Source organism: Flavobacterium sp. 9, assembly GCF_002754195.1.
Classification (GTDB): Bacteria; Bacteroidota; Bacteroidia; order Flavobacteriales; family Flavobacteriaceae; genus Flavobacterium.
Map to the genome: position 1 here is coordinate 1,783,720 of NZ_PEEU01000001.1, position 22,877 is coordinate 1,806,596.

Below are 22,877 nucleotides of genomic sequence, written 5' to 3' on the forward strand. Positions count from 1 at the left end.
ATATTAAATTTGGTTTTCAATTCAAACCAAAATACATGAATGATTTTCTAAGAAAAATAAATTTCATCAAAGACATTGTCATACAATTACCCGTTTCTAAAATAGATTTTATTGAAAAATTCAGAATTAATGTAGATGAATCTAATTTAAGTTATGAACCATTCGAAGTTTTTCAATCTAGTACAAATGAATATAAAGGCTATATTGAAAACAATTATTTTGAATTAAAAAAGAGAAGAAAATTATTTGACATGAATTACCCTTTTGCGAAAGTAACTGGAGAATTAACTCAGGAAAATGATCAATTAATCATAAACGCTGAAATTTCTTGTTTTAGAAAAAGAATGATTCTATTTCTAGTTGGCATACTTCTTTTTTATTCGCTTTTTTTTATAAGCATGGCTTTTAATAGTGAAAATAAAATCCCATTTTTTATCGTTCCATTTCTTTTAGTTCATATGTCACTAATGATAGGAGCTCCTTATTTTATAATACGAAAAATTGTAAATAAAATGGCTTATGATTTAGAAAGAGATTTTCATTATTGGGTAACAAAATACTAATTAATTTATTTTTAAAACTTTATAAAACTAATAAACCAAATTCGCGCAATGTATTAATTGGTTTTGAATACCAGAACAATTCAAAATCATCTAAATTGGTTTCAAAATCGGCTTTTACTTCTTGAAAAGTATAGTTTTTAGCATTCGAAATTGTGATTTTAGTCAAAATATCGACAAGCCATTCGCCTTCTTCTTTATTGGTCTGAATGTTGAAGCTTTCCTTTTTATCATGAAAAGTAAAAGTCATCATTTCCCACGTTCTTCCTTTTTTAGATTTTGTAAAATGTTCTACAGAAGGTTTTCCGCCTAACCAAACTACTTTTGCATTTGGTTTTGTATTAAAATCATTTCCTTCTTCGAGTGCATTAAAAATAAAATCGGGATCAATTTTCGTCTTCGGAATTTTAAAGTCGAACCAATCTTGCAATTCATAATCAAAACATATTCCGTGCATGAAATTGAAGAGTGATTTCTTTAATCCAAAACTGAATTTATCGTGATTGATTCCTGTAGAATCTGTATAATCAATATCATTATTGGCAAAAGTTCCAATTGCTTCTGTTTTTTTTGTGACTCCAAATTTCTCCGGATATAAACCAACGGGACTATGCGCTGTCATTGCAAATTGATGCCAGAAACCTGATTGCAAAATTCCGGCTTCAAACAATTGACGCACCATTTCGAGACTGTCAACGGTTTCCTGAATCGTTTGTGTTGGATATCCGTACATTAAATAGGCATGAACCATGATTCCGGCTTCAGTGAAATTTCGGGTAACTTTTGCCACTTGTTCTACTGTTACACCTTTGTCAATTAATTTTAATAATCGATCAGAAGCCACTTCTAAACCACCCGAAACGGCAATACAACCTGAAGCTTTCAATAAAAGACATAAATCTTTGGAGAAACTTTTTTCAAATCGAATGTTTGTCCACCAGGTTACAGCAAGTTTTCGACGTAAAATTTCCAGAGCCAAAGCACGCATCAATGCCGGCGGAGCTGCTTCGTCTACAAAATGAAAACCATTTTGACCGGTTTGCTGCATCATGTCTTCCATTCGGTCGCATAATAAATTGGCAGCAACAGGTTCGTAAACTTTTATATAATCTAATGAAATATCACAAAAAGTACATTTTCCCCAATAGCAACCGTGCGCCATTGTGAGTTTATTCCAACGGCCGTCGCTCCACATTCTATGCATTGGATTCACAATTTCGATTACCGAAATATATTTATCCAAAGGCAAATCTGAGTAATCCGGCGTTCCTACATAAGCTTGTTTGTAATCATGCTTCAAGGAATTATTTTTGTAAATGACTTTTCCGTCTTCTAAAAGAAAAGTTCTTTTGTAACGCTTCTCGTCCCTCGACTCCGCTCGGGATGACAAATTTTCAACAAGTTCTTCTATCGGAACTTCTCCGTCATCTAAAGTAATAAAATCAAAAAATTCAAAAACACGTGCGTCAGAAAGCGAACGTAATTCGGTATTTGGGAAACCTCCTCCCATCGAAATTTTGATTTCGGGATGATTTTGTTTTATCCATTGTGCACATCGAAAAGCGCTATATAAATTCCCAGGAAAAGGAACAGAAATTAAAAATAATGTCGGTTTTATTGATTCGATTTTCTCTTTCAAAAGTGAAATTAAAATCAAATCGATATAAGTCGGTTTTTGTTGTAAAGCTTCGTATAATTCATCAAACGAATTGGCGCTTCGGCCTAAACGCTCAGCATATCGGCTAAAGCCAAAATTTTCATCGACACATTCTACAATAAAATCTGAAATATCTTCAAGATATAAAGTCGCCAAATGTTTGGCTTTATCTTGCGTTCCCATTGTTCCAAAAGCCCAATCCAGTTCTTCTAATTGTGCAAATCGAGAAGCTTCGGGCAGAAAATCTTCCTGACAAATTTGTAATGCCAATGTTGGATTTTTTCCTTGCAAAAACTGAATTACAGCGTCAATAGTTTTGATGTATTCGTCTTGTAATGCAAAAATACGTTTTGAATTATCAGATGTTTCAGAACCTGAAACTTGAAACCTGAAACTTGAAAATTCAAACAAATCAATCAAACCTTTCTTCGAAAACAATTCCAATATCACATCTATACCTAAATCAGCCTGAACCGATTCGATATTTTTAGTGTTTAGAAATCCTTTTATATATGCTGTCGCTGGATAAGGTGTATTCAGTTGGGTAAAAGGAGGCGTAACGACGAAGAGTTTGGTTTTCAAAAGAAATGTTTTTGCAAAAATAAGGCATATTTAGTGACTTTTTATGAAAAGATTCAACTTGATATTTTAGTTTTCTTTTGTAGATATTTAATTACATTTGCCGCAAGACAAATTATCCAAATGAAACATAAATTACTTTTCCTTTTTATTTCTATATTTTTTTTCAATAGTATTAAAGCTCAGGATTTTCAATGGGTAAGGCAAATTGGAAATCAGCAAACTGATGAAGCTCAAGCCGTAGAAGTAGACAATGATGGTAATTCTTATTCTCTTGGTGTAGCACAATCTTATACTTACGATCTTGATCCAACTCCTAATGGCACTCAAATTATTAATAATAGTTCTACTCCATTTTCTCCATACACAGATGTTTATTTAATAAAACTGAACAGCAATGGCGACTTTGTTTGGGGAAAAACATTTGGAGATTTAAAATCAGGACAATCTGCTTATGAAATAAAAATTGGACCCGATGGTAATATTTATCTTCTTTTACAAACTGCAGAGCTTGTTCCAAATCAAATTAACTCCTATTTCACTATTATAAAAATTTCTCCTGATGGAAATGAGTTATCAAAAATTAAAATTAAAAATCCCGGTTCCATTTTTATCAATAGTTTTGATATTGACAATCAAAATAATCTTCTTGTTGGCGGCTGGTTTGTAAACTCACAAACGATAAACATCAACAACACTGATGTAAAATTTGAATCACAAAATAGTATTGCTTCATACATTTTTAAACTAGATAATTCTGGAAATTTTATTTGGAAAAAAATATTTGATTATCCTGAGCCCTCTAACGTAAAAATTCACACAAAACCAGATGGAAACATTATTGCTGTAGTAAATACTTCAGATAAAGGTTATCCCATGTGTTCGATATTTAATATTAATACGAGCAATGCAAATGTTATTTGGGAAAAAAAATTATCGCAGCAAGGCATAGAAACTTTTCATATTGATCGTAAGGGAAATATTATTTCAGCTGGTACTAATGGAGTTTTTCAAGGTGCAGTAGATGTTGATCCGTCATCAAATGTGGTAAACACCTATTCTCAAAAATTTTTATTATGGCTTGACAGTAATGGTAACTTCGTGGATTTAAAAGAATATTTTGTTGCACAATTTTCAGCAGACTTTCGTATGTGGCAAATAGAAAGTGATGCACAAAATAATATTTATTTAGTTGGTGATTTTGCCGGAAAAGTCGATGCGGATCCTTCTCTTAATAATTTTTTCTTAGAAAACCCTTATGGTTCGATTCAATATGGATCAGGTTATGCCATAAAATTTGATTCAAATAGAAATTTTGAGAAAGCTTATATGCTAATTTCTAATTATCGTTCATTAGTAAAAGATATAAAAGTTAAAAATAAAAGTATATATCTTTTAGGTGACTTTAATGGCGAATGTGATTTCGATCCAGGTGTTGGCAGTCAAATATTTGATTCTTTACATAATGGAGGTGTACTAACATCAGATGGTTTTATTGTTAAACTCAGTCCGTGTGATCCTTCGAAACCTGATGGTGAAGAAAGTCAACTTTTTTGTACAAGTCAAAATGCAACAATAGGCGATTTAACTCCACATTTTAGTGGAATAAAATGGTATGATTCAGCGACAAATGGAAATATTCTGTCGCCTACTTCTGCTCTGGAGAATGGAAAAACGTACTATGCTTCTCAATCATCAAACAGTTGTGAAACGGAACGATTAGCTGTTACGGTAACAATTACCAATACGCCTTCTGCTCCGGCAATAAATACAAGTCCTATATTTTGCAAAAAGGAAAATGCAACTTTAAGCAATATTAAAATGTCAGGGCAAAATATAAAATGGTACAACACCAATATTGATGCTGCAGCTTTACCTAATAGTACTTTATTAGAGGACAACAAGATATATTATGCATCGCAAACAAACGGATGTGAAAGCGACAGAACACCTGTTTTAGTTCGAATTTACGATACAGAACTGCCATCAGGAAATAATACTCAACATTTTTGCAGGACTGAATTTGCAACTATTGAAAATATTACTATAAATGGAACTGACCTCAAATGGTATGATTCTGCATCAAACGGAAATGTTTTAGAAAAAAACGATCTATTACAAAATGGCATTTATTATGTCACACAAATAAAAAACAACTGCGAAAGCGAGAGGCTTGCAGTAACCATAATAATTGTAGACACTCCAAACCCTATTGCCAATTCTCCGCAAACATTTTGTATTCAAAAAAATGCTAAAATCAGCGATATTGATATTAATGGCGAAAATATAAAATGGTTTGAAAGTCTATCCGTTAATACTACTTTATCAGAATCAACATTGCTTCAAAACGACATTACTTATTATGCTTCGCAAACAATAAACAATTGCGAAAGTGACAGAATTCCGGTAATGATAAAAGTTCTTGAAGCTACTACTGGCGACTGTATTAATTTTGTTGATGAACTTCCTTTTCCAAAATTTTTCACTCCAAACAATGATACTTATAATGATTACTGGACAATTGATTTTACATATTTAGCGCCAAATACAGGAATCAAAATATTTGATCGCTATGGAAAATTAATCAAAGAATTAGTTAATAATGGAAGTTGGGACGGTAACTTTCTTGATCAGGAACAACCTGCATCTGATTATTGGTTTACTGTAACAAGATTAAACGGAACCGAATATAGAGGGCATTTTAGTTTAAAACGATAAAAATAATTTCATTCAAAAATTGTAATAAAGCCGATTTTGATTCTTCTAATAAGGATTCAAAATCGGCTTTTTAACATGTTGCCTTTTAAATTGTCTTTTGTAGATATTTAATTACATTTGCGACAAGCCAAATTTTCAAAATGAAACATAAGTTACTTTTATTTTTTTTTATAATTACAATTCAACTATTTTCCCAAACTAAAAACCAATCTATTGGATTTAAAGAAAATAAAGATCAAATAATAGACCAAAAAGGAAAATCGAACTCCGCTGTAAAATATCTGTTAAATTCTAATGGATTGAATGTTCAGCTTAGAAAAAATGGTTTTTCATATGATGTTTACGAAGTAAAGAAAACTCCAATCGTTCGTTCACAAACAGCAAAAACACATCCTGAGCAGATTCCGGAAAAAGATAAACAAACCAAACCGGAATATAATTTAGAATATACTTTTCACAGAATAGACATTGACTTTGTAAACTCAAGTTCTAAAGTTGAATTAATTACAGAACAAAAATCGAAAGACTTTGATAATTACTACAACGTTCCCAATAAACCAGAAGGAATTGTTGGTGTTCATCAATACAAGCAAATTACTTACAAAAACATCTACCCAAATATTGATGTTGTTTTTTCTATTCCAAATGATCCTCAAAAAACTGTCGAATACAATTTTGTTATTCATCCAAAAGGAAAAATCTCAGACATTCAATTAAAATTTACTGGTGCTGAAACTGATTTGGTTGATAATAAAATCCAGATGAATGTTCGCTTTGGTAAAATGGAAGAAACACTTCCGGCAAGCTGGATTGAAGACGGAAATAATAAAAAAGAAATTGAAGTTGGATATACTAAGATTAAAAAGAATGTTTATGGGTTTAGTAGCTTAGAAGCTGTTTCTGGGAAAACGATTGTAATTGATCCTGTACCTAATCGATTGTGGGGGACTTATTATGGTGGAGAAGAATCTGATTATCCTAGTAGTATATTCACAAAAGATGATTTTGTATATATGGCTGGAACAACATATAGCAAAAACAATATTGCTACTGTAGGATCACATCAAAGTACTTACGATTCAAATGGTTTTGTTGAGTTATTTTTCGCGAAACTTAATTCAGATGGCACAAGAGTTTGGGGAACCTATTATGGTGGTGATAGATATGTTGGCATTGAGCAACTTAAAGTTTCAAACAATAATAATATATTTCTAGTAGGTAGTACTTTAAGTACAACTAATATATCAACATTAGGATCTCATCAACCTAATAAAAGCCCATACATTGATGGATTTATCGCTAAATTTGATACTAATGGTATTCGTCAATGGGGAAGCTACTATGGAGGATCTGGTAATGAAAGTGTAAATAGTATACTAATTGATCCTAGTGAAAATATTTATATTTCTGGCGAGACAAGTAGTCACGAAAATATTGCTACTACAAATACTCATCAACCAAATCCCGGAAGATCTTCCTCTGAATATTCTCAAGATGGATTTATCGCAAAATTCACCAGTAATGGTTTTCGTGAATGGGGAACCTATTATGGCGGTAATGAAAATGATGTTATTTACGATTCTAGTTTTACCTCAAATGGAGATATTATTCTTTTAGGAGTTTCAAAAAGCAGTAGCAATATTTCCACTGCAAATTCATATCAAGAATTTAATGTTAATTATGATGGTTTCTTAGTAAAATTTACAACAGATGGAAATAGAGTTTGGGGTACTTATTTTGGAGGAGAAAAAAATGATTTTTTTCGTAATATTGGAATTGATTCTTCGGACAATATTTATTGCTTTGGACAAACTAATAGTGATACAAATATAAGCACTCCAGGAGTCTTTCAAGAAAATTATATTCAAAATAGCATTTCTACTAATTGTGGCAGCATCTTTAAATTTACCCCAGATGGATTCAAAATTTGGGGATCCTATTTCTTTCCTGAAGCATTAGGAGGATCAGTCTCGAAAAATGGTTCTATCTATTTTACTGGAAGAGTTGAAGATGGTTTTCTTCCTACGGCAAATGCATATCAACAAGTGAGATTTCCAGGAACAGAATCTTATTTGGTAAAATTTAATACTGAGGGAAAAAGAGAATGGGCTACTTATTTCGGGGGAGAAATGGCAGACAGTGCATTTATAACCGAAGTCGATAATGACTCAAATATTTATATATCGGGAATTACTAATAGTACTATTAATATTGCGACATTAGGTACATATCAGGAAAATTTTTATCCAGATACTAATTCTTATACTTTTAATAATACAGATGCCTTTCTTGTAAAATTTAAAGATTGCGAATCAAGTACTTTAGTGACAAGCAACTCCCCAGTCTGTGTTGGTAAAACCTTAGAACTAAAAGCTTCTGGAGGAACAAATTATTCATGGACCGGACCAAACGGTTTTACATCGACAGATCAAAATCCAACAATTACAAATGCAACAGCTATTAATAGTGGAGACTATACTTGTACAATTCTTGGTGGTGGTGATTGTGATGATACCAAAAAAATTACAGTAGTTATTGGCGATGTAGAAAAGCCAATTCCTGATTTGGCAACTCTTCCAACAATAACAGGAGATTGTCACACAACAATAAATACTATTCCAACAGCGACAGATGCTTGTGCTGGAGCGATTACAGGAACAACAACAGATCCATTATCATATAGTTTACCGGGAACTTATACTATTGTGTGGAATTATAATGATGGAAATGGAAATACATCAACACAAAATCAAACTGTTACTATTACAAGTCAACCACTTCCTAGTGCTAATACTCCGCAAACTTTCTGTAGTATTCAAAATGCTACTTTGGATAATATTGCTATTACAGGACAAAATATAAAATGGTACGACACTGCAACCGCGGGAACACTATTGCCAAAAACAACTTTACTTCAAAATGATGTAACATATTATGCTACTCAAACAATTAGCGGTTGTGAAAGTAACAGATTTGGTGTAGTTGCAAAAATTGAAAATACTTTGCCTCCAACTGCAGATGCAAATCAGCCTTTTTGTTCCGGATCAAATCCAACTATCGCTGATATTATAGTTACGGGAGATCTTGTAAAATGGTATGATGCTGCTTCAAACGGGACACTTTTGTCAAATACAACAAATCTTCAGGACGGAAAGACATATTATGCTTCTCAAACTGCAAATAGTTGTGAAAGTCAAAGATTTGCTGTCACTGTTTCGGTGAAAAATACTCCTCTTGCTCCTCTTGAACTTAATAGTCGTTCTTTTTGCAAAAATGAAAATGCAACTTTAAACGATATTCAAATTGATGGACAAAATTTGAAATGGTACAGTTCAAACATTGCAGCCAGTACTTTACCGAACACTACTTTGCTGGAAAATAATACTACTTATTATGTTTCGCAAACTACAGGATGCGAAAGTGATAGAACTCCGATTTTGGTAAAAGTCAATGACACAAATTTACCAATAGCAAAAGCGGAACAACCTTTCTGTATTGATCAAAATGCCACAATTGCTGATATTAATATTCAGGGAACAGGAATCATTTGGTACGATGCTGCAACTGCTGGAAACATCTTGACAGAAACAACTTTACTTGAAAACACAACGTATTATGCAACGCAAACTTTAAACAGTTGCGAAAGTAAACGATTTGCTGTGGTTGTAAAAATTCAAGACACTCAAAACCCAATTGCCAACTCTCCTCAAACATTTTGTATTCAAAAAAATGCTAAAATAAGTGACATTGATATTACGGGAGAAAATATAAAATGGTTTGAAAGTCTCTCTGCTACTACTACTTTATCAGAATCAACTTTGCTACAAAACGGCATTACTTATTATGCTTCGCAAACAATAAACAATTGCGAAAGTGACAGAATTCCAGTAATGATAAAAGTTGTTGAAGCAACTACTGGTGATTGTATTAATTTTGTTGATGAGCTTCCTTTTCCAAAATTCTTTACTCCAAACAATGATACTTATAATGATTACTGGACAATTGATTTTGCTTATTTAGCACCAAATACAGGAATCAAAATATTTGATCGCTATGGAAAATTAATCAAAGAGTTAGTTAATAATGGCGTTTGGGACGGAAATTATCTAGGTCAGGAACAACCTTCATCTGATTATTGGTTTACAGTAACGAGATTAAACGGAACTGAATATAGAGGGCATTTTAGTTTGAAACGATAACGATTATTTAACCGCAAAGTTCGCAAAGTATTTTTCGCAAAGGTCACAAAGTTTTTTTAGATCGCGGTTTTATAAAAACACAAAGTTCGCAAAGCTTTTTTTAAACTAGCTTTGCGAACTTTGTGTTTTTCTATGCGTAATATAAAATTAAATCTTAGCGAACTTTGCGGTTAAAAATTAAAACTGATGTACTTTCTTAGAAATCACTAAAAATGAGATTAAAGAAATTAAAGCAGCGGCTGTCAAATAAAAACCTACATAATTCAATCCATATGTACTTGCAAGCCAAATTGCAATCATTGGTGCAAATGCAGCACCAAGAATTCCTGCCAAGTTAAAAGTCAAAGAAGCACCGGAATAACGAACTGTAGTAGGAAACAACTCAGATAAAAAAGTTCCTAATGGTCCATACGTGAATCCCATTAAAGACATTCCGATGCAAACAAAAGCTGTTACTAAAACAGAATTTCCCGAATTTAGAAAGTAAGAAAAGAAAAATCCAAAAACAGCAATAGCCGCTGTCGTAATAATTAATATTTTTCTACGTCCAATTTTATCGGCAACCAAAGCTGAAACAGGAATAAAAAAGGCGAAAAATAATACTGAAAGTAATTGAATCAATAAAGCTTCTCTTTTAGTAAAACCTAAATCTGAAGTGGCCCAACTCAGAGTAAAAACAGTCATTAAATAAAAAACCAAAAAGGTTGTAACTGCAGACAATGTTCCAAAAATCAATTGATTTTTATATGATTTCAGTAAAGTAAAAAATGGAATTTTAACTTCTTTTTGTTCTTCTTTAGAATTTTCGAAAGCAGGCGTTTCGCTAATTTTTAAACGAATATAAAATCCAACAATTACCAAAAGTGAACTTGCTATAAATGGAATTCTCCATCCATAATCCATAAAAGCTTCACTACTCATGCTGTCTGTCAAAATTAAAAAAGTCCCACCTGAAAGCAATAATCCTATTGGTGCTCCCAATTGCGGAAACATTCCGTACCACGCACGTTTATGTGGCGGAGCATTTTCGATTGCCAATAAAACAGCGCCTCCCCACTCGCCTCCTAAACCAACTCCCTGACCAAATCTACACAACATTAATAAAATTGGTGCAGCAATCCCGATACTTGCATAACCCGGTAAAAAACCAATTGCTATTGTCGATAATCCCATTGTCAATAATGCAACTACAAGAGTCACTTTTCGTCCAATTTTATCACCATAATGCCCAAAAACAGCGGATCCCAAAGGTCTTGCCAAAAATGCTATAGAAAACGTAGCCAATGATTCTAGTGTAGAAACAGTGCTATTAGCGCCCGGGAAAAAAAGTTGAGGAAAAACCAATACGGCAGCATTGGCATAAATATAGAAATCAAAAAATTCAATTGTGGTCCCAATTAAAGAACCAAAAAGAACATGTCGCAAGGAATTTTCCTTATTAGGATTATTTTTCATGTAAGATAGATATACTTTTTTTAGTTGCAAAAATATAATTTCATTATTAATAATTCATCTTTACCAAAATAAGTTTCAAAACAATCCTGCTTTTTTAACAAATTACATGCACTTTCAATTTTACCAAACAACTTTAAAACAAAAAAATTAAAAACCTGATTACGGGACTTTTAAACTTAAAATCAAAAATCAAATCATAAGCAATAGTTAAAACCGTTTTTAACTGCATATTTTCATTAAATTTACAGCTATCAAAAATTAAATTCCAAATTATGCCTACCGACTGTATCAGCTATCAAACTTCAGGATATTTCTCTAAGTTAATACAAGATTATTTAGATCAAAAATCAGAATTAAAACCGCTATACAATCATTTTCCAACTTTGGAAAACTTCGAAAAACAGATCACTGAAAAACAAGCTAATTTTGATAATGCAAACCGAATTCCTTTGGTTGAAACATTAAAAAAACAATATCGAAATATTGAAGTTTCAGATGCAACAAAACAAAACATTGAGCTTTTAGCACTTCCAAATACGTTTACAATTACAACCGGACATCAATTAAATTTATTTAGTGGTCCATTGTATTTCTTGTATAAAATCATTTCGACAATTAATCTTACCAAAGAATTAAAACTAAAATATCCGACGAATAATTTTGTTCCTATTTATTGGATGGCAACAGAAGATCACGATTTTGAAGAGATTAATTATTTTAATTTTAAAGGAAAAAAATTCCGTTGGAATAAAGAAAGTACCGGACCAGTAGGAAGACTTTCTACAGAAGGTTTAGAAGAATTTTTCGAAATATATTCAAAAGATTTAGGTTCAAGCACAAATGCTAATGTCCTGAAAAAAATATTTGAAGAAGCTTATTTAAAGCATGAGAATCTTGCTGATGCAACTCGTTTTTTAGCCAATAGTTTATTTGCAAATTACGGTTTAGTAATTCTGGATGCTGATGATGCCAATTTGAAACGTCCTTTTATCCCTTATATCAAAGAGGAATTAGAGCAACAAACTTCCTTTAAAACTGTTCAGGAAACGATCTCAAAATTTCAAGATTATACTGTTCAGGTAAATCCACGCGAAATCAATTTGTTTTATATCGAAGATGATTTAAGAGAAAGAATCATTTTTGAGAAAGACAAATACTTTGTAAACAATACTAAGATTTCATTTTCGAAAGAAGAAATTTTACAACTATTAGAAAATAATCCGGAGAAATTTAGTCCAAATGTGATTATGCGTCCGTTGTATCAGGAAATTATTTTACCAAATTTATGTTACATTGGCGGAGGCGGAGAAATTGCTTATTGGTTAGAATTAAAATCTTTCTTTGATGCCGTAAAAATCACTTTTCCGATGCTTTTGGTTCGTAATTCTGTTTTATTAAACACTGAAAAACAAGCAAAAAAGGCAGACAAATTAGGTTTAAGCTGGGCAGATTTATTCACAAAACCTGCTGATTTAATAAATACAGTCACTCGTAAATTATCAGCTTTTCTTATTGATTTAACGCCTCAAAAAGAAACATTGGAAAAACAATTTGAATATCTTTACGAACTGGCACAACAAACTGATAAATCATTTACCGGAGCTGTAAAAGCGCAAGAGGTAAAACAAAAGAAAGGTTTGGAAAATCTGGAAAAACGTTTATTAAAAGCACAAAAACGAAAACTGGATAATGAATTACAACGTGTCGCAGATTTACAATTCGAGTTATTTCCGAACCAAAGTCTGCAGGAACGTCAAGCTAATTTTTCTGAATTTTATCTGGAGAAAGGCGAACAATTGATTCCGCTTTTAATTCAAAAATTAAAACCATTAGAAACAAATTTTAATATCATAACAATATAAAAAACAAAAGATCTCGCCACGAATTTTACAAATACTCGCGAATAAAAATTAGTACTAATTCGTGAAATTCGTGGCAAAAAAATAATCCGTTAAGCGGATCAATATGAATAATAAAGTAATAATTCTCAGAAACAAATAACCACCTCTTCTAAGATTATTGCCTCTCTAAACCAAATAGTAACTTTTAAAAACAAAAAATTAACCTATTTACCAAAATTATGACCAGAGAGCGCTTGATATCCTTGGATGTCTTTAGAGGATTAACAATTTTATTAATGACTATTGTAAACAATCCCGGAGATTGGGGACACGTTTACGCACCTTTATTACATTCAGAATGGCATGGCTGCACGCCAACCGATTTAGTTTTTCCATTTTTTATCTTTATTATGGGAGTTGCAGTTCCTCTCGCAATGCCAACTAAAACTTGGAACGACACAACTTTCAACAAAATTCTTGTTCGTTCTCTTCGAATGTTCTGCCTTGGAATTTTCTTTAATTATTTTGCGAAAATTCAGCTTTTTGGACTCGACGGAATTCCACTTCTTATTGGTCGTCTGATTATTACCGTTGCTGTTGGTTATGCCTTAATGGGTAATTTCAGTTCTAAAGTCAAAAATATATTGGTCTTTTCGATTCTGTTTATTTACCTCTTTTTAGCTTATAGCGGTATTGAAGCCTATGAAAGCGTTCGTTTACCAGGCGTTTTACAACGAATTGGAATTGTTTACTTTGTAGTTTCTCTACTGTATTTAAAAACAAGTAAAAAGACACAAATCATCACCGGAATAGTTCTATTATTGAGTTATTGGGCAATAATGACTTTAATTCCAGTTCCGGGAATTGGCGAAGCAAATTTAGAAAAAGGAACAAATCTAGCTTCTTGGTTAGACAGCGTTTTACTTAAAGGACATATGTATCGCGAAACCATAACCTGGGATCCCGAAGGAATTTTAAGTACACTTCCTTCAATTGTAAACGGAATTATTGGTTTATTAATTGGACAAATATTACAACTTGAAATAACCAAAAAACAAAAAGCTACAAAAATTGCTATTGCCGGCATAGAACTTATCATTGCAGGATTAATTTGGAGTATTGTTTTCCCAATAAATAAATCATTGTGGACAAGCAGTTATGTTTTATACACAACGGGATTAGCAGCTACAGTTTTATCTATACTATATTATATAATTGACATTGCAGATTATAAAAAAGGATTCAAATTATTTTTAATCTGGGGAGTAAATCCAATGATTGTATTTTTCTTCTCACAGATTATTCCGCAAGCCTTAGTAATGGTTCAACTTAAAAATCCCGAAAATCCCGAAACTCAAATCAATCTTTTAAATTATTTATATCATTTCGGAATTGCGCCATTTTTTAGCAATCCAATGATGGCTTCATTAGCCGGAGCTTTAGTTTATGTAGGAATCTGGTCTTTTATTTTATGGATTTTCTATAAAAACAAACTGATTTTCAAAGTCTAAATTTTTCACCATATATATAGAGACGCACAGCAGTGCGTCTTTTTTTATTAAATATTACTTTATGTTAGATGCACTGCTGTGCATCTCTACTATCACTTATATGGTTTAAAAAAATCATAAAAACATTATTTCTTACTCTTTAATTATGAATTTATTAAAATCAATTCATAAAAAAAGTATACTTTTGCACAAAATTAAAAATAAGCAATAAAATGGCAACAAATAGAACTTTTACAATGATTAAGCCAGATGCAGTTCAAAACGGACACATCGGTAATATCTTAGCAATGATTACTAATGGAGGTTTCAAAATCGTTTCATTAAAATTAACTCAATTAACTGTAGCTGATGCTCAAGCATTTTACGCAGTTCACTCTGCAAGACCTTTCTACGGAGAATTAGTTGAATTCATGTCTCGTGGACCAATTGTTGCTGCAATTTTAGAAAAAGACAACGCAGTAGAAGATTTCAGAACTTTAATTGGAGCTACAAATCCAGCTGAAGCTGCTGAAGGAACTATTCGTAAAGCATACGCAACTTCTATTGGAGAAAATGCAGTTCACGGTTCTGATAGCGACGAAAACGCTGCAATCGAAGGTGCATTCCACTTTGCTGGAAGAGAGCAATTCTAATTCAGACTTCTTAGATAGTTAGAATTTTAGACTAACTTAGATTTCTTAGAATTACAAAATAAAGAAACCCACTTCATTGAAGTGGGTTTTGTTTTTTTATCTTATTATTATTTTAAACAATCTAAAATCTAAATAAATCTAAGCTAGTCTAAAAGTCTAAAAAGTCTAAGCAAGTCTAACGTAAAACTACATCTTTCACCACGTCACGCCCTAATTCTTCATTAATCATCTTAACGATTTTCGATTTTCCGTGACTTAATTCTTCTCTCAAAACCGCCGATCCAAGCTCAACATACAACGTACTGCCTTTTAGCACAACATTTTTAGTGTACGTGTTTACTCCATTTCCCATCAACTGTCTCCACGCCTCTTTCACATCAATCTGATCCATTCCGGGCTGTAATTTATTTACCTGGATTATCTGTTGCAAAACAGCCCCAATCGTACTTTGATTATTTAGTCTTTTTGCCATCGTTTAATAAATTTATTGGTCCTGCTTTTTTATAATGATACTCTTTTTTCTCCTGATTTTTCACCACCAATTCCTTATCCGAAATCGAAATCAATTCTTCACTCCACTTTGCATAATCCGTTTTGTAATCTAAAAAAACCTGATTATCCTTAAACCGAACCGAAACATTTTCAAAAGAATCACTCGTTAAAAAAGTTCCATCAAATTGCGGCATTACTTTCTTTCGAATTCCTTTATTATTTTTAATTTCAAAAAAATCAAAGCTTTCATTCACACCATAATCCTTTTGTTCACCCTTATCAAAAACCACTTTTTCGATTTCCCAATAACCATTAAGTTTTGCAATATCCGTTGGTTTAATTTCCTGCTTGCAACTCACAAACAAGAGTAACAAAGCCAAAATTATAAAAGTGTTTTTCATAGTTTATTATATTAAAATTCAATTACTTCAATCTTATTTAAATTAAGAATCAGGAGCTATTTCCTGCTGTACGCTATATCTTTTATGTCTCCCGAAGCCTCGGGACCGCCATAAAAGGATACCGCTTCCATCAGGGCTAGGGCTCCAATTTTCAAAAGAGATTTTTTGCGAACTACAAAGTTAAACTTATAAAACTCAAAAGAAATAAAAATATGCAAAACCAATTAAACTATTTTACATATTTTTAGTCAAACTCCAAACCAAAACCAAAAAACCATGACTAAAACAATTTGTATAATCCTGACAATCTTCGCATTTGCAGGATGTAGTTCAGACCAAACTGAAACAACACCTACTCCAACTGAAAGTATGTATTTCCCTCCATTAACAGGAAATACTTGGAAAACAAAATCTCTTACAGATCTAAAATGGAATCAAGCTGCCGTTCAGCCACTTTTAGATTATTTAGAACTCAAACATTCTAAATCGTTTATTATTCTAGTAAATGGGCAAATTGTAATGGAAAATTATTTCAATGGTCATTCCGCAACTACAAATTGGTATTGGGCAAGTGCAGGAAAAACACTAACATCAACCATGACCGGAATTGCACAACAAGAAAATTTACTTGACATCAATAATAAAGTTTCACAATATATCGGAACCGGTTGGACAAGCGAAACATTAGCACAAGAAAACTTAATTACGTGCAAAAACCTTCTTACAATGACTTCAGGACTTGATGACAGTACAGACGATGTCGATCCTGCAAGTTTAATCTACAAGGCCGATTCAGGAAAACGTTGGGCATATCATAATGTATATGTAAAACTCCAGGATGTTGTAGCAAAAGCAAGCGGGCAAACCTGGTCAACCTATTTCAATACCAAATTAAGAGACAAAATTGGCATGGATGGTAATTGGGTTCAGCTTGGCGTTAATAGCGTTTATACCAGTACTTCAAGAAGTATAGCACGATTTGGACTTTTAATGCTTAACAAGGGAAAATGGGATAATACTCAAATTTTAAACGAAGCTTATTTTAATGAAGCAACAACAACTTCTCAAAACATTAATTTAGGATACGGGTATTTATGGTGGCTTAACGGAAAAACATCATATCATTTACCACAATCACAACTTACTTTTCAGGGAAGTATAATTCCGACTGCGCCAAATGACATGTTTATGGCATTGGGGAAAAATGATCAGAAAATCTATGTTGTTCCAAGTAAAAACATGGTCATTATCAGAATGGGAGATGCCGCTGACGATGTCAATCTTGCCTTATCAGATTTTGACAAAACGCTATGGACGAAAATAATTGCGTTGTATCAATAAAAAACTTTTCAGATATATTGAACATAAAAAAACTCATGTAATCAACGACTACATGAGTTTTTCTTTATATATTAAATAGAAAATATTTTCTTATTTAGTTCGCAATCTCTTTAACATTCCCATAAAAAAGAGAACCAATCCTACAATCAATAAGACATAATAAATAGACAAACTTTTGTCTTTTAATACATTTGCCAAAACAAAACATATAACGCTTGCAAAATAAAAACTAAGTGGCGTTATATTTTTTAAAGAAGAAAAACTCATTGAAATTATCTTAAAAGATTATTTGAAAAAACTATCCACAAACTCATACTTATTAAAGACTTGCAAATCTTCAATTCCTTCACCAATACCAATATACTTTACAGGAATTTGAAATTGATCTGAAATACCAATTACAACACCACCTTTTGCAGTTCCGTCTAGTTTGGTTACCGCAAGAGAAGTTACTTCAGTAGCAGCAGTAAATTGTTTTGCTTGTTCAAAAGCATTTTGACCAGTCGAACCATCCAAAACCAAAAGTACATCATGCGGAGCATCAGCAACCACTTTTTGCATTACGCGTTTTACTTTGGTAAGTTCGTTCATCAAATTGATTTTGTTATGCAAACGTCCGGCAGTATCTATAATTACTACATCTGCATTTTGAGCTACAGCAGATTGTAACGTATCAAAAGCTACAGAAGCAGGATCACTTCCCATATTTTGCCTTACGATTGGAACACCTACACGATCTGCCCAAACTTGCAATTGATCAATAGCAGCCGCACGAAAAGTATCCGCAGCTCCTAAAACCACATTATAACCCGCTTTCTTAAACTGATAAGCCAGTTTACCAATTGTAGTTGTTTTACCAACTCCATTGACACCAACTACCATTAAAACGTATGGTTTTTTATCTTTTGGAATTTCAAATTCTGTTGCTTCACCAGTGTTCGTTTCAGACAGTAAAGCTCCTATTTCTTCACGAAGGATTTGATTCAACTCCTCAGTTCCTAAATATTTGTCTTCAGCAACACGTTTTTCGATTCTTGAAATTACTTTCAGAGTTGTATTTACACCAACATCAGAAGCAACCAAGATTTCTTCCAGATCATCCAAAACATCGTCATCGACTTTAGACTTTCCAGCAACGGCTTTACTTAACTTTGAAAAAAAGGTAGTTTTTGATTTTTCAAGACCTTTGTCCAAAGTCTCTTTTTTATCAGTGGAGAATAATTTTTTTAAAAAACTCATTTTTTATAGATTGTTAGTTTTTTAGATTAATTCGATTTTCCAATCTATTTAATCTTGAATATCTAAAGAAACCCGAAATTACGCATGCTTCTTTAAATTTTAGACAAATATAAAAAATAAAAAAGCTACTTCCGAATGAAAGTAGCTTTTCTATATGATGTGATTGTAATTATTTCTTTTTCAAGAATTCATCAACTTCTTCAGGAGCCATAATAGATTCTACGAATGTATATGCACCAGTTTTAGGAGATTTCACCATTTTGATGGCTTTTGATAATCTCTTAGAAGATGTTTGTAACGATGCTACGGTTTTCTTTGCCATGATTCAAATGTTATTTGAAGTTTTATAAAACTCTAATGGCAAAACCACCGAGCACTATAAAATTCTAATTATTACTTAATTTCTTTGTGAACAGTTACGCGTTTCAAGATTGGATTAAATTTTTTAATCTCTAATCTATCCGGAGTATTTTTTTTGTTCTTAGTTGTAATATATCTAGAAGTTCCTGCTACACCAGAAGTCTTGTGCTCAGTACATTCTAAAATTACCTGGATTCTATTACCTTTCTTTGCCATCTTGCTATATATTTATTTAGGAAAAGATTATTTGATAAATCCTTCTGACTGCGCTTTTTTCAAAACAGCAGAAATTCCATTTTTATTAATTGTTTTTATCGTAGATGCTGCTACTCTAAGAGTAATCCATCTATCTTCTTCTGGAAGATAAAAACGCTTTTTAACTAAGTTTACAGAAAACTTTCTCTTAGTTTTGTTCATAGCGTGAGAAACGTTATTTCCTACCATCGCTCTTTTACCTGTAAGGTCACAAACTCTTGACATTATACTTATCTTTTATCGTTATTCAAAATCAGGGTGCAAAGAAAAGAAAAATAAACGATTGAAACAAAAAATTATCGCACAATTTTTAAAATTTCTTTCTGTAATATTTCTAAACTCTTAATCGTCGCTCTATTTATCACTTTTTCACGTGGTTGGCCAAAGTTAAATTCTTCTACAATTATGCCTGTTGGAGTAGCCAAAGCGATAAAAACAGCTCCAATTTCTGCATCCGAGTCTCCTTTTGTTGGTCCGGCGTTCCCAGTTGTCGCAATTGCATAGTCTGTTTTAAGTATCTCTTTAACATTCAAAGCCATAGCCGATGCAACCTCTGCGCTAACTACCGTAAATTGATCTACTAAATCCTGCGAGACACCGAGAACATTAACCTTCGCCTCTGTTGCGTAGGAAACAATACTGCCTTTAAAATAATTTGAAGCTCCAGGAATAGCTGACAAAAGCGAAGCAATTTTTCCTCCGGTAAAACTTTCGGCAGTCGAAATGGTTTTACCTTGTTTCGTTAAAATTTTTCCAACTACTGATTCTATCGTTTCATTTTCTTCATAACCAACTATAATATCATGAATTATAGCATCTAATGATTTTACATTTGATTCAATAGCTGCTTCTAATTCTTCTTTATTTGTTCCTCTGGCAGACAAACGCAAACGAACTCGTCCGGGATTTGGTAAATAAGCTAGCTTGATAAACTCAGGCAGATTATTTTCCCAATCTTCGATACGTTCTGCAACTAAACTCTCGCCCTGACCATAAGTCAAAATGGTTTTATGAATGATATACGGACGTTTATACTCTCGAACTATCTTAGGAATTATTTCTTCTTCAACCAGATATTTCATTTCATACGGAACTCCCGGAAGCGAAACAAACACAGTGTTTTCTTTCTTCATCCACATTCCTGGCGCCGTCCCCATTTTGTTGTGCAGAACGGTACATTTTGACGGAACTAAAGCCTGATCTTTATTTAATTGTGAAATTGGTCTTTTATAAAATCCTTCAATCAATTCTTTTACGTGAGCCAAAACTTCTGGATTAACAACTAATTCGTCGTCAAAATAATCACAGAAAGTTTTCTTGGTAACATCGTCTTTTGTTGGTCCTAAACCTCCGGTCACAATTACAACATCTACTTTGTTTTGTAACTGGGCAAATGTGTCTAAAATGTGTTTTTTATCGTCGCTTATCGAAATCATTTCATGGACTTCCACTCCGATTCGGTCTAGGGATTTTGCGATAAAACCGGAGTTTGTATCTACAATTTGACCTATTAATATTTCATCTCCAATAGTAATGATAGTTGCTTTCATATCTGTGGAATATTTTTACTTACAATTTTGTAAGTCATTATTATAAAGAAGGTTGTTGTCGCAACGATTTTGCGTGAGGGGTAGAAACGGCATCCTTTTGTGACAAACGAAAAGTGCTCGTTTTACAAAATTTTCCGGAACAAAAGATATAGTGTATAACCCGACTCTATTTTTGACCTGATTTTATGAATGACAAAAATAGAGTCACGCCCATATCTTACAAATCAAAGTCTTTTTTAATTTCTTTTATTGCCTCTTTTACCTGCAATTTAATGCTTTTAAAAGTTTCGACAATTTCTTTTTTCTTGCCTTCTGCTTTTGTCCAGGCTTCAACCTGAAGGATTTCCTCAAAAGCCACATTTAACCCCATTAAATCTAACGTAGGTTTTATTTTATGGGCATATGAGTAAGCATATTTATGATCCTTTTTCTTAATTCCTTCTTTGATTTGTTTTAAATCTTCGGGAACTTCGGTAACAAATAGTTTTAGAATTTCGTTTACAAATTCAGGATCGTTGTCTGAAAGCGCATATACTTTCGAAAGGTTGTACTTTAAAGCCATTATTTTACTTGTATTCTGAATAATTTTTTATCTTCTAAAAAGCCTTCTAAAACATCATTTGGTTTAACCGCAGCAACTCCTTCCGGCGTTCCTGTAAAAATAATATCTCCTATTTTTAATGTAAAATATTGAGATACGTAAGAAACCAGCTCATCAATTTTCCAAAGCATGAAGCTTGTATTTCCTTTTTGAACTGTTTTAGAATTGTTAGTCAACTCAAATGTAAGATTTTCCATAGAAACAAAATCGTTTTTTGGAACAAAATCTCCAATGACTGCAGAGCCATCAAACGCTTTTGCTTTCTCCCAAGGCAACCCTTTTTGTTTCAATTTATCTTGTAAATCTCTGGCTGTAAAATCAATACCTACACTTATTTCATCATAATACTTATGAGCAAATTTAGGTTCGATGTACTTCCCTACTTTGTTAATTTTAACAATTATCTCTATTTCGTGATGAATTTCTTCAGAAAATTCTGGAATTACAAACGGATGTTGCTTTAACAAAACTGCCGAATCCGGTTTCATAAAAACTACAGGTTCCGTTGGTCGCTCGTTTTTTAATTCCTCAATATGATTGGTATAATTTCTACCGATACAGATGATCTTCATTTCTTTTATAAGTTGCTAAGTTACTAAGCTACTAAGGTTCTAAGAAACTATGCAGAAAAACTTAGCATCTTAGAACCTTAGAGACTTAGAACCTTATTTAGTATTTAACTTTCTTAATTTTATTGCCGTCAAAACTTTCTTAGTGTACAAAGGAAAATCAGCGTTTTGAATCCAGCTGAAATATCCAGGCTCTGTTTCTAATACTTTGTCAACCTTTGCTCCTTTATGTTTTCCGAAAGTAAAAACTTCTTCATTGTCTGCATCAAAAGCAATCATTCCCGCAAAATCAGCTATTTTTTTACGAGTAGTAAATTCAGACAATGATTTCATATCGTTTTCCAAATCCGGATAACGATCTAATTGCGCTTTTAAGATTTCGTAAGTTGCCATTGTATCAGCTTCTGCCGAGTGAGCATTTTCAAGACTTTTTCCGCAATAAAATTTCAATGCAGCACTTAGTGTACGTTCTTCCATTTTATGAAAAATAGTCTGCACATCTACTGAAACTTTATTTTTCATATCAAAATCAACTCCGGCACGAAGCAATTCTTCTGCAAGCAACGGAATATCGAAACGATCTGAATTAAATCCACCTAAATCACTATCCTTAATCATATTATGAACTTGTGGCGCTAATTCTGCAAAAGTAGGTTCATTTGCTACTTTTTCATCTGTGATACCATGAACAGCGGTGGTTTGCGGCGGAATTGGAATCGTTGGATTCACCAACCAGGTTTTACTTTCTTTATTTCCGTTTGGAAAAACTTTGAATATCGAAATTTCTACTATTCGATCTTTACCGATATCAATTCCGGTTGTTTCAAGATCAAAAAAGCAAATTGGTTTGTTGAGTTTGAGTTCCATTTTTAATTTTTATAAGATTACAAATGTAATTTTTAAAGCCGAATTTTCCC

19 protein-coding genes are annotated in these 22,877 nt (G+C 32.6%); 7 read left to right on the top strand and 12 right to left on the bottom strand.

Annotated elements, in window-relative coordinates:
• The first annotated feature begins 35 nt into the window (after positions 1-35).
• Positions 36-563: a hypothetical protein gene (locus tag CLU81_RS06675; protein ID WP_099709120.1), complete on the top strand. Its 528-nt coding sequence runs from the start codon at positions 36-38 to the stop codon at positions 561-563.
• 19 nt (positions 564-582) lie between these two features.
• Here the strand turns inward: CLU81_RS06675 and CLU81_RS06680 are convergent, their stop codons facing one another.
• Positions 583-2,799, bottom strand: coding sequence for a radical SAM protein (locus tag CLU81_RS06680; protein ID WP_099709121.1), 2,217 nt, complete (start codon positions 2,797-2,799; stop codon positions 583-585).
• Positions 2,800-2,919: 120 nt separating this feature from the next.
• On the opposite strand from CLU81_RS06680, the gene CLU81_RS06685 reads away from it, so the two are divergent.
• Positions 2,920-5,514 (top strand): T9SS type B sorting domain-containing protein, encoded by a 2,595-nt coding sequence (locus tag CLU81_RS06685; RefSeq protein WP_144444476.1) that lies wholly within the window; start codon positions 2,920-2,922, stop codon positions 5,512-5,514.
• A 140-nt stretch (positions 5,515-5,654) separates the two neighbouring features.
• On the top strand, positions 5,655-9,713 hold the full coding sequence (locus CLU81_RS06690; RefSeq protein ID WP_099709123.1) for a T9SS type B sorting domain-containing protein: 4,059 nt from the start codon (positions 5,655-5,657) through the stop codon (positions 9,711-9,713).
• A 177-nt stretch (positions 9,714-9,890) separates the two neighbouring features.
• Here CLU81_RS06690 and CLU81_RS06695 read toward each other — a convergent pair whose 3' ends face one another.
• Positions 9,891-11,168 (bottom strand): MFS transporter, encoded by a 1,278-nt coding sequence (locus CLU81_RS06695; RefSeq protein WP_099709124.1) that lies wholly within the window; start codon positions 11,166-11,168, stop codon positions 9,891-9,893.
• A 272-nt stretch (positions 11,169-11,440) separates the two neighbouring features.
• Here CLU81_RS06695 and bshC point away from each other — a divergent pair, with 272 nt between their 5' ends.
• The 3 genes from bshC (at position 11,441) to CLU81_RS06710 (ending at position 15,152) form a co-directional block, all read left to right on the top strand.
• Positions 11,441-13,030 (top strand): bacillithiol biosynthesis cysteine-adding enzyme BshC, encoded by a 1,590-nt coding sequence (gene bshC / locus CLU81_RS06700; protein WP_099709125.1) that lies wholly within the window; start codon positions 11,441-11,443, stop codon positions 13,028-13,030.
• A gap of 218 nt (positions 13,031-13,248) precedes the next feature.
• Positions 13,249-14,520 carry an acyltransferase family protein gene (locus CLU81_RS06705; RefSeq protein ID WP_099709126.1) on the top strand — a complete coding sequence of 424 codons (1,272 nt, stop codon included), beginning with the start codon at positions 13,249-13,251 and terminating at the stop codon, positions 14,518-14,520.
• Between the two features lie 212 nt (positions 14,521-14,732).
• Complete coding sequence (locus CLU81_RS06710) at positions 14,733-15,152, top strand: nucleoside-diphosphate kinase (protein WP_065451312.1); 420 nt, start codon at positions 14,733-14,735, stop codon at positions 15,150-15,152.
• A 175-nt stretch (positions 15,153-15,327) separates the two neighbouring features.
• Here the strand turns inward: CLU81_RS06710 and CLU81_RS06715 are convergent, their stop codons facing one another.
• Complete coding sequence (locus CLU81_RS06715; protein ID WP_055095563.1) at positions 15,328-15,624, bottom strand: DUF721 domain-containing protein; 297 nt, start codon at positions 15,622-15,624, stop codon at positions 15,328-15,330.
• Positions 15,605-16,045 (bottom strand): hypothetical protein, encoded by a 441-nt coding sequence (locus CLU81_RS06720; RefSeq protein ID WP_099709127.1) that lies wholly within the window; start codon positions 16,043-16,045, stop codon positions 15,605-15,607. Before CLU81_RS06720 ends, CLU81_RS06715 begins: the two co-directional genes overlap by 20 nt.
• 276 nt (positions 16,046-16,321) lie before the next feature.
• Here CLU81_RS06720 and CLU81_RS06725 point away from each other — a divergent pair, with 276 nt between their 5' ends.
• The gene (locus CLU81_RS06725) at positions 16,322-17,386 is read left to right on the top strand and encodes a serine hydrolase (protein WP_099709128.1); all 1,065 of its coding nucleotides are present in this window, start codon (positions 16,322-16,324) and stop codon (positions 17,384-17,386) included.
• 285 nt (positions 17,387-17,671) lie between these two features.
• Here CLU81_RS06725 and ftsY read toward each other — a convergent pair whose 3' ends face one another.
• The 8 genes from ftsY to CLU81_RS06765 all read right to left on the bottom strand — a co-directional run bounded on the left by ftsY (position 17,672) and on the right by CLU81_RS06765 (position 22,827).
• Positions 17,672-18,625: a signal recognition particle-docking protein FtsY gene (gene ftsY, locus CLU81_RS06730; RefSeq protein WP_099709129.1), complete on the bottom strand. Its 954-nt coding sequence runs from the start codon at positions 18,623-18,625 to the stop codon at positions 17,672-17,674.
• Positions 18,626-18,794: 169 nt separating this feature from the next.
• Positions 18,795-18,947, bottom strand: a complete 153-nt coding sequence (locus CLU81_RS06735; protein WP_008468081.1) for a DUF4295 domain-containing protein — start codon at positions 18,945-18,947, stop codon at positions 18,795-18,797.
• 71 nt (positions 18,948-19,018) lie between these two features.
• Entirely contained in the window at positions 19,019-19,201 is a 183-nt protein-coding gene (rpmG, locus tag CLU81_RS06740) for a 50S ribosomal protein L33 (protein WP_017495179.1), read from the bottom strand.
• 27 nt (positions 19,202-19,228) lie between these two features.
• Positions 19,229-19,465, bottom strand: a complete 237-nt coding sequence (rpmB, locus tag CLU81_RS06745; protein ID WP_007805815.1) for a 50S ribosomal protein L28 — start codon at positions 19,463-19,465, stop codon at positions 19,229-19,231.
• Positions 19,466-19,536: 71 nt separating this feature from the next.
• Complete coding sequence (locus tag CLU81_RS06750; RefSeq protein WP_099709130.1) at positions 19,537-20,790, bottom strand: CinA family nicotinamide mononucleotide deamidase-related protein; 1,254 nt, start codon at positions 20,788-20,790, stop codon at positions 19,537-19,539.
• A 217-nt stretch (positions 20,791-21,007) separates the two neighbouring features.
• Positions 21,008-21,352, bottom strand: a complete 345-nt coding sequence (locus CLU81_RS06755; RefSeq protein WP_089350788.1) for an Hpt domain-containing protein — start codon at positions 21,350-21,352, stop codon at positions 21,008-21,010.
• Complete coding sequence (locus CLU81_RS06760) at positions 21,352-21,963, bottom strand: fumarylacetoacetate hydrolase family protein (protein WP_099709131.1); 612 nt, start codon at positions 21,961-21,963, stop codon at positions 21,352-21,354. Before CLU81_RS06760 ends, CLU81_RS06755 begins: the two co-directional genes overlap by 1 nt.
• Positions 21,964-22,056: 93 nt before the next feature.
• On the bottom strand, positions 22,057-22,827 hold the full coding sequence (locus CLU81_RS06765) for a 3'-5' exonuclease (protein ID WP_099709132.1): 771 nt from the start codon (positions 22,825-22,827) through the stop codon (positions 22,057-22,059).
• Between the last annotated feature and the right edge of the window lie 50 nt (positions 22,828-22,877).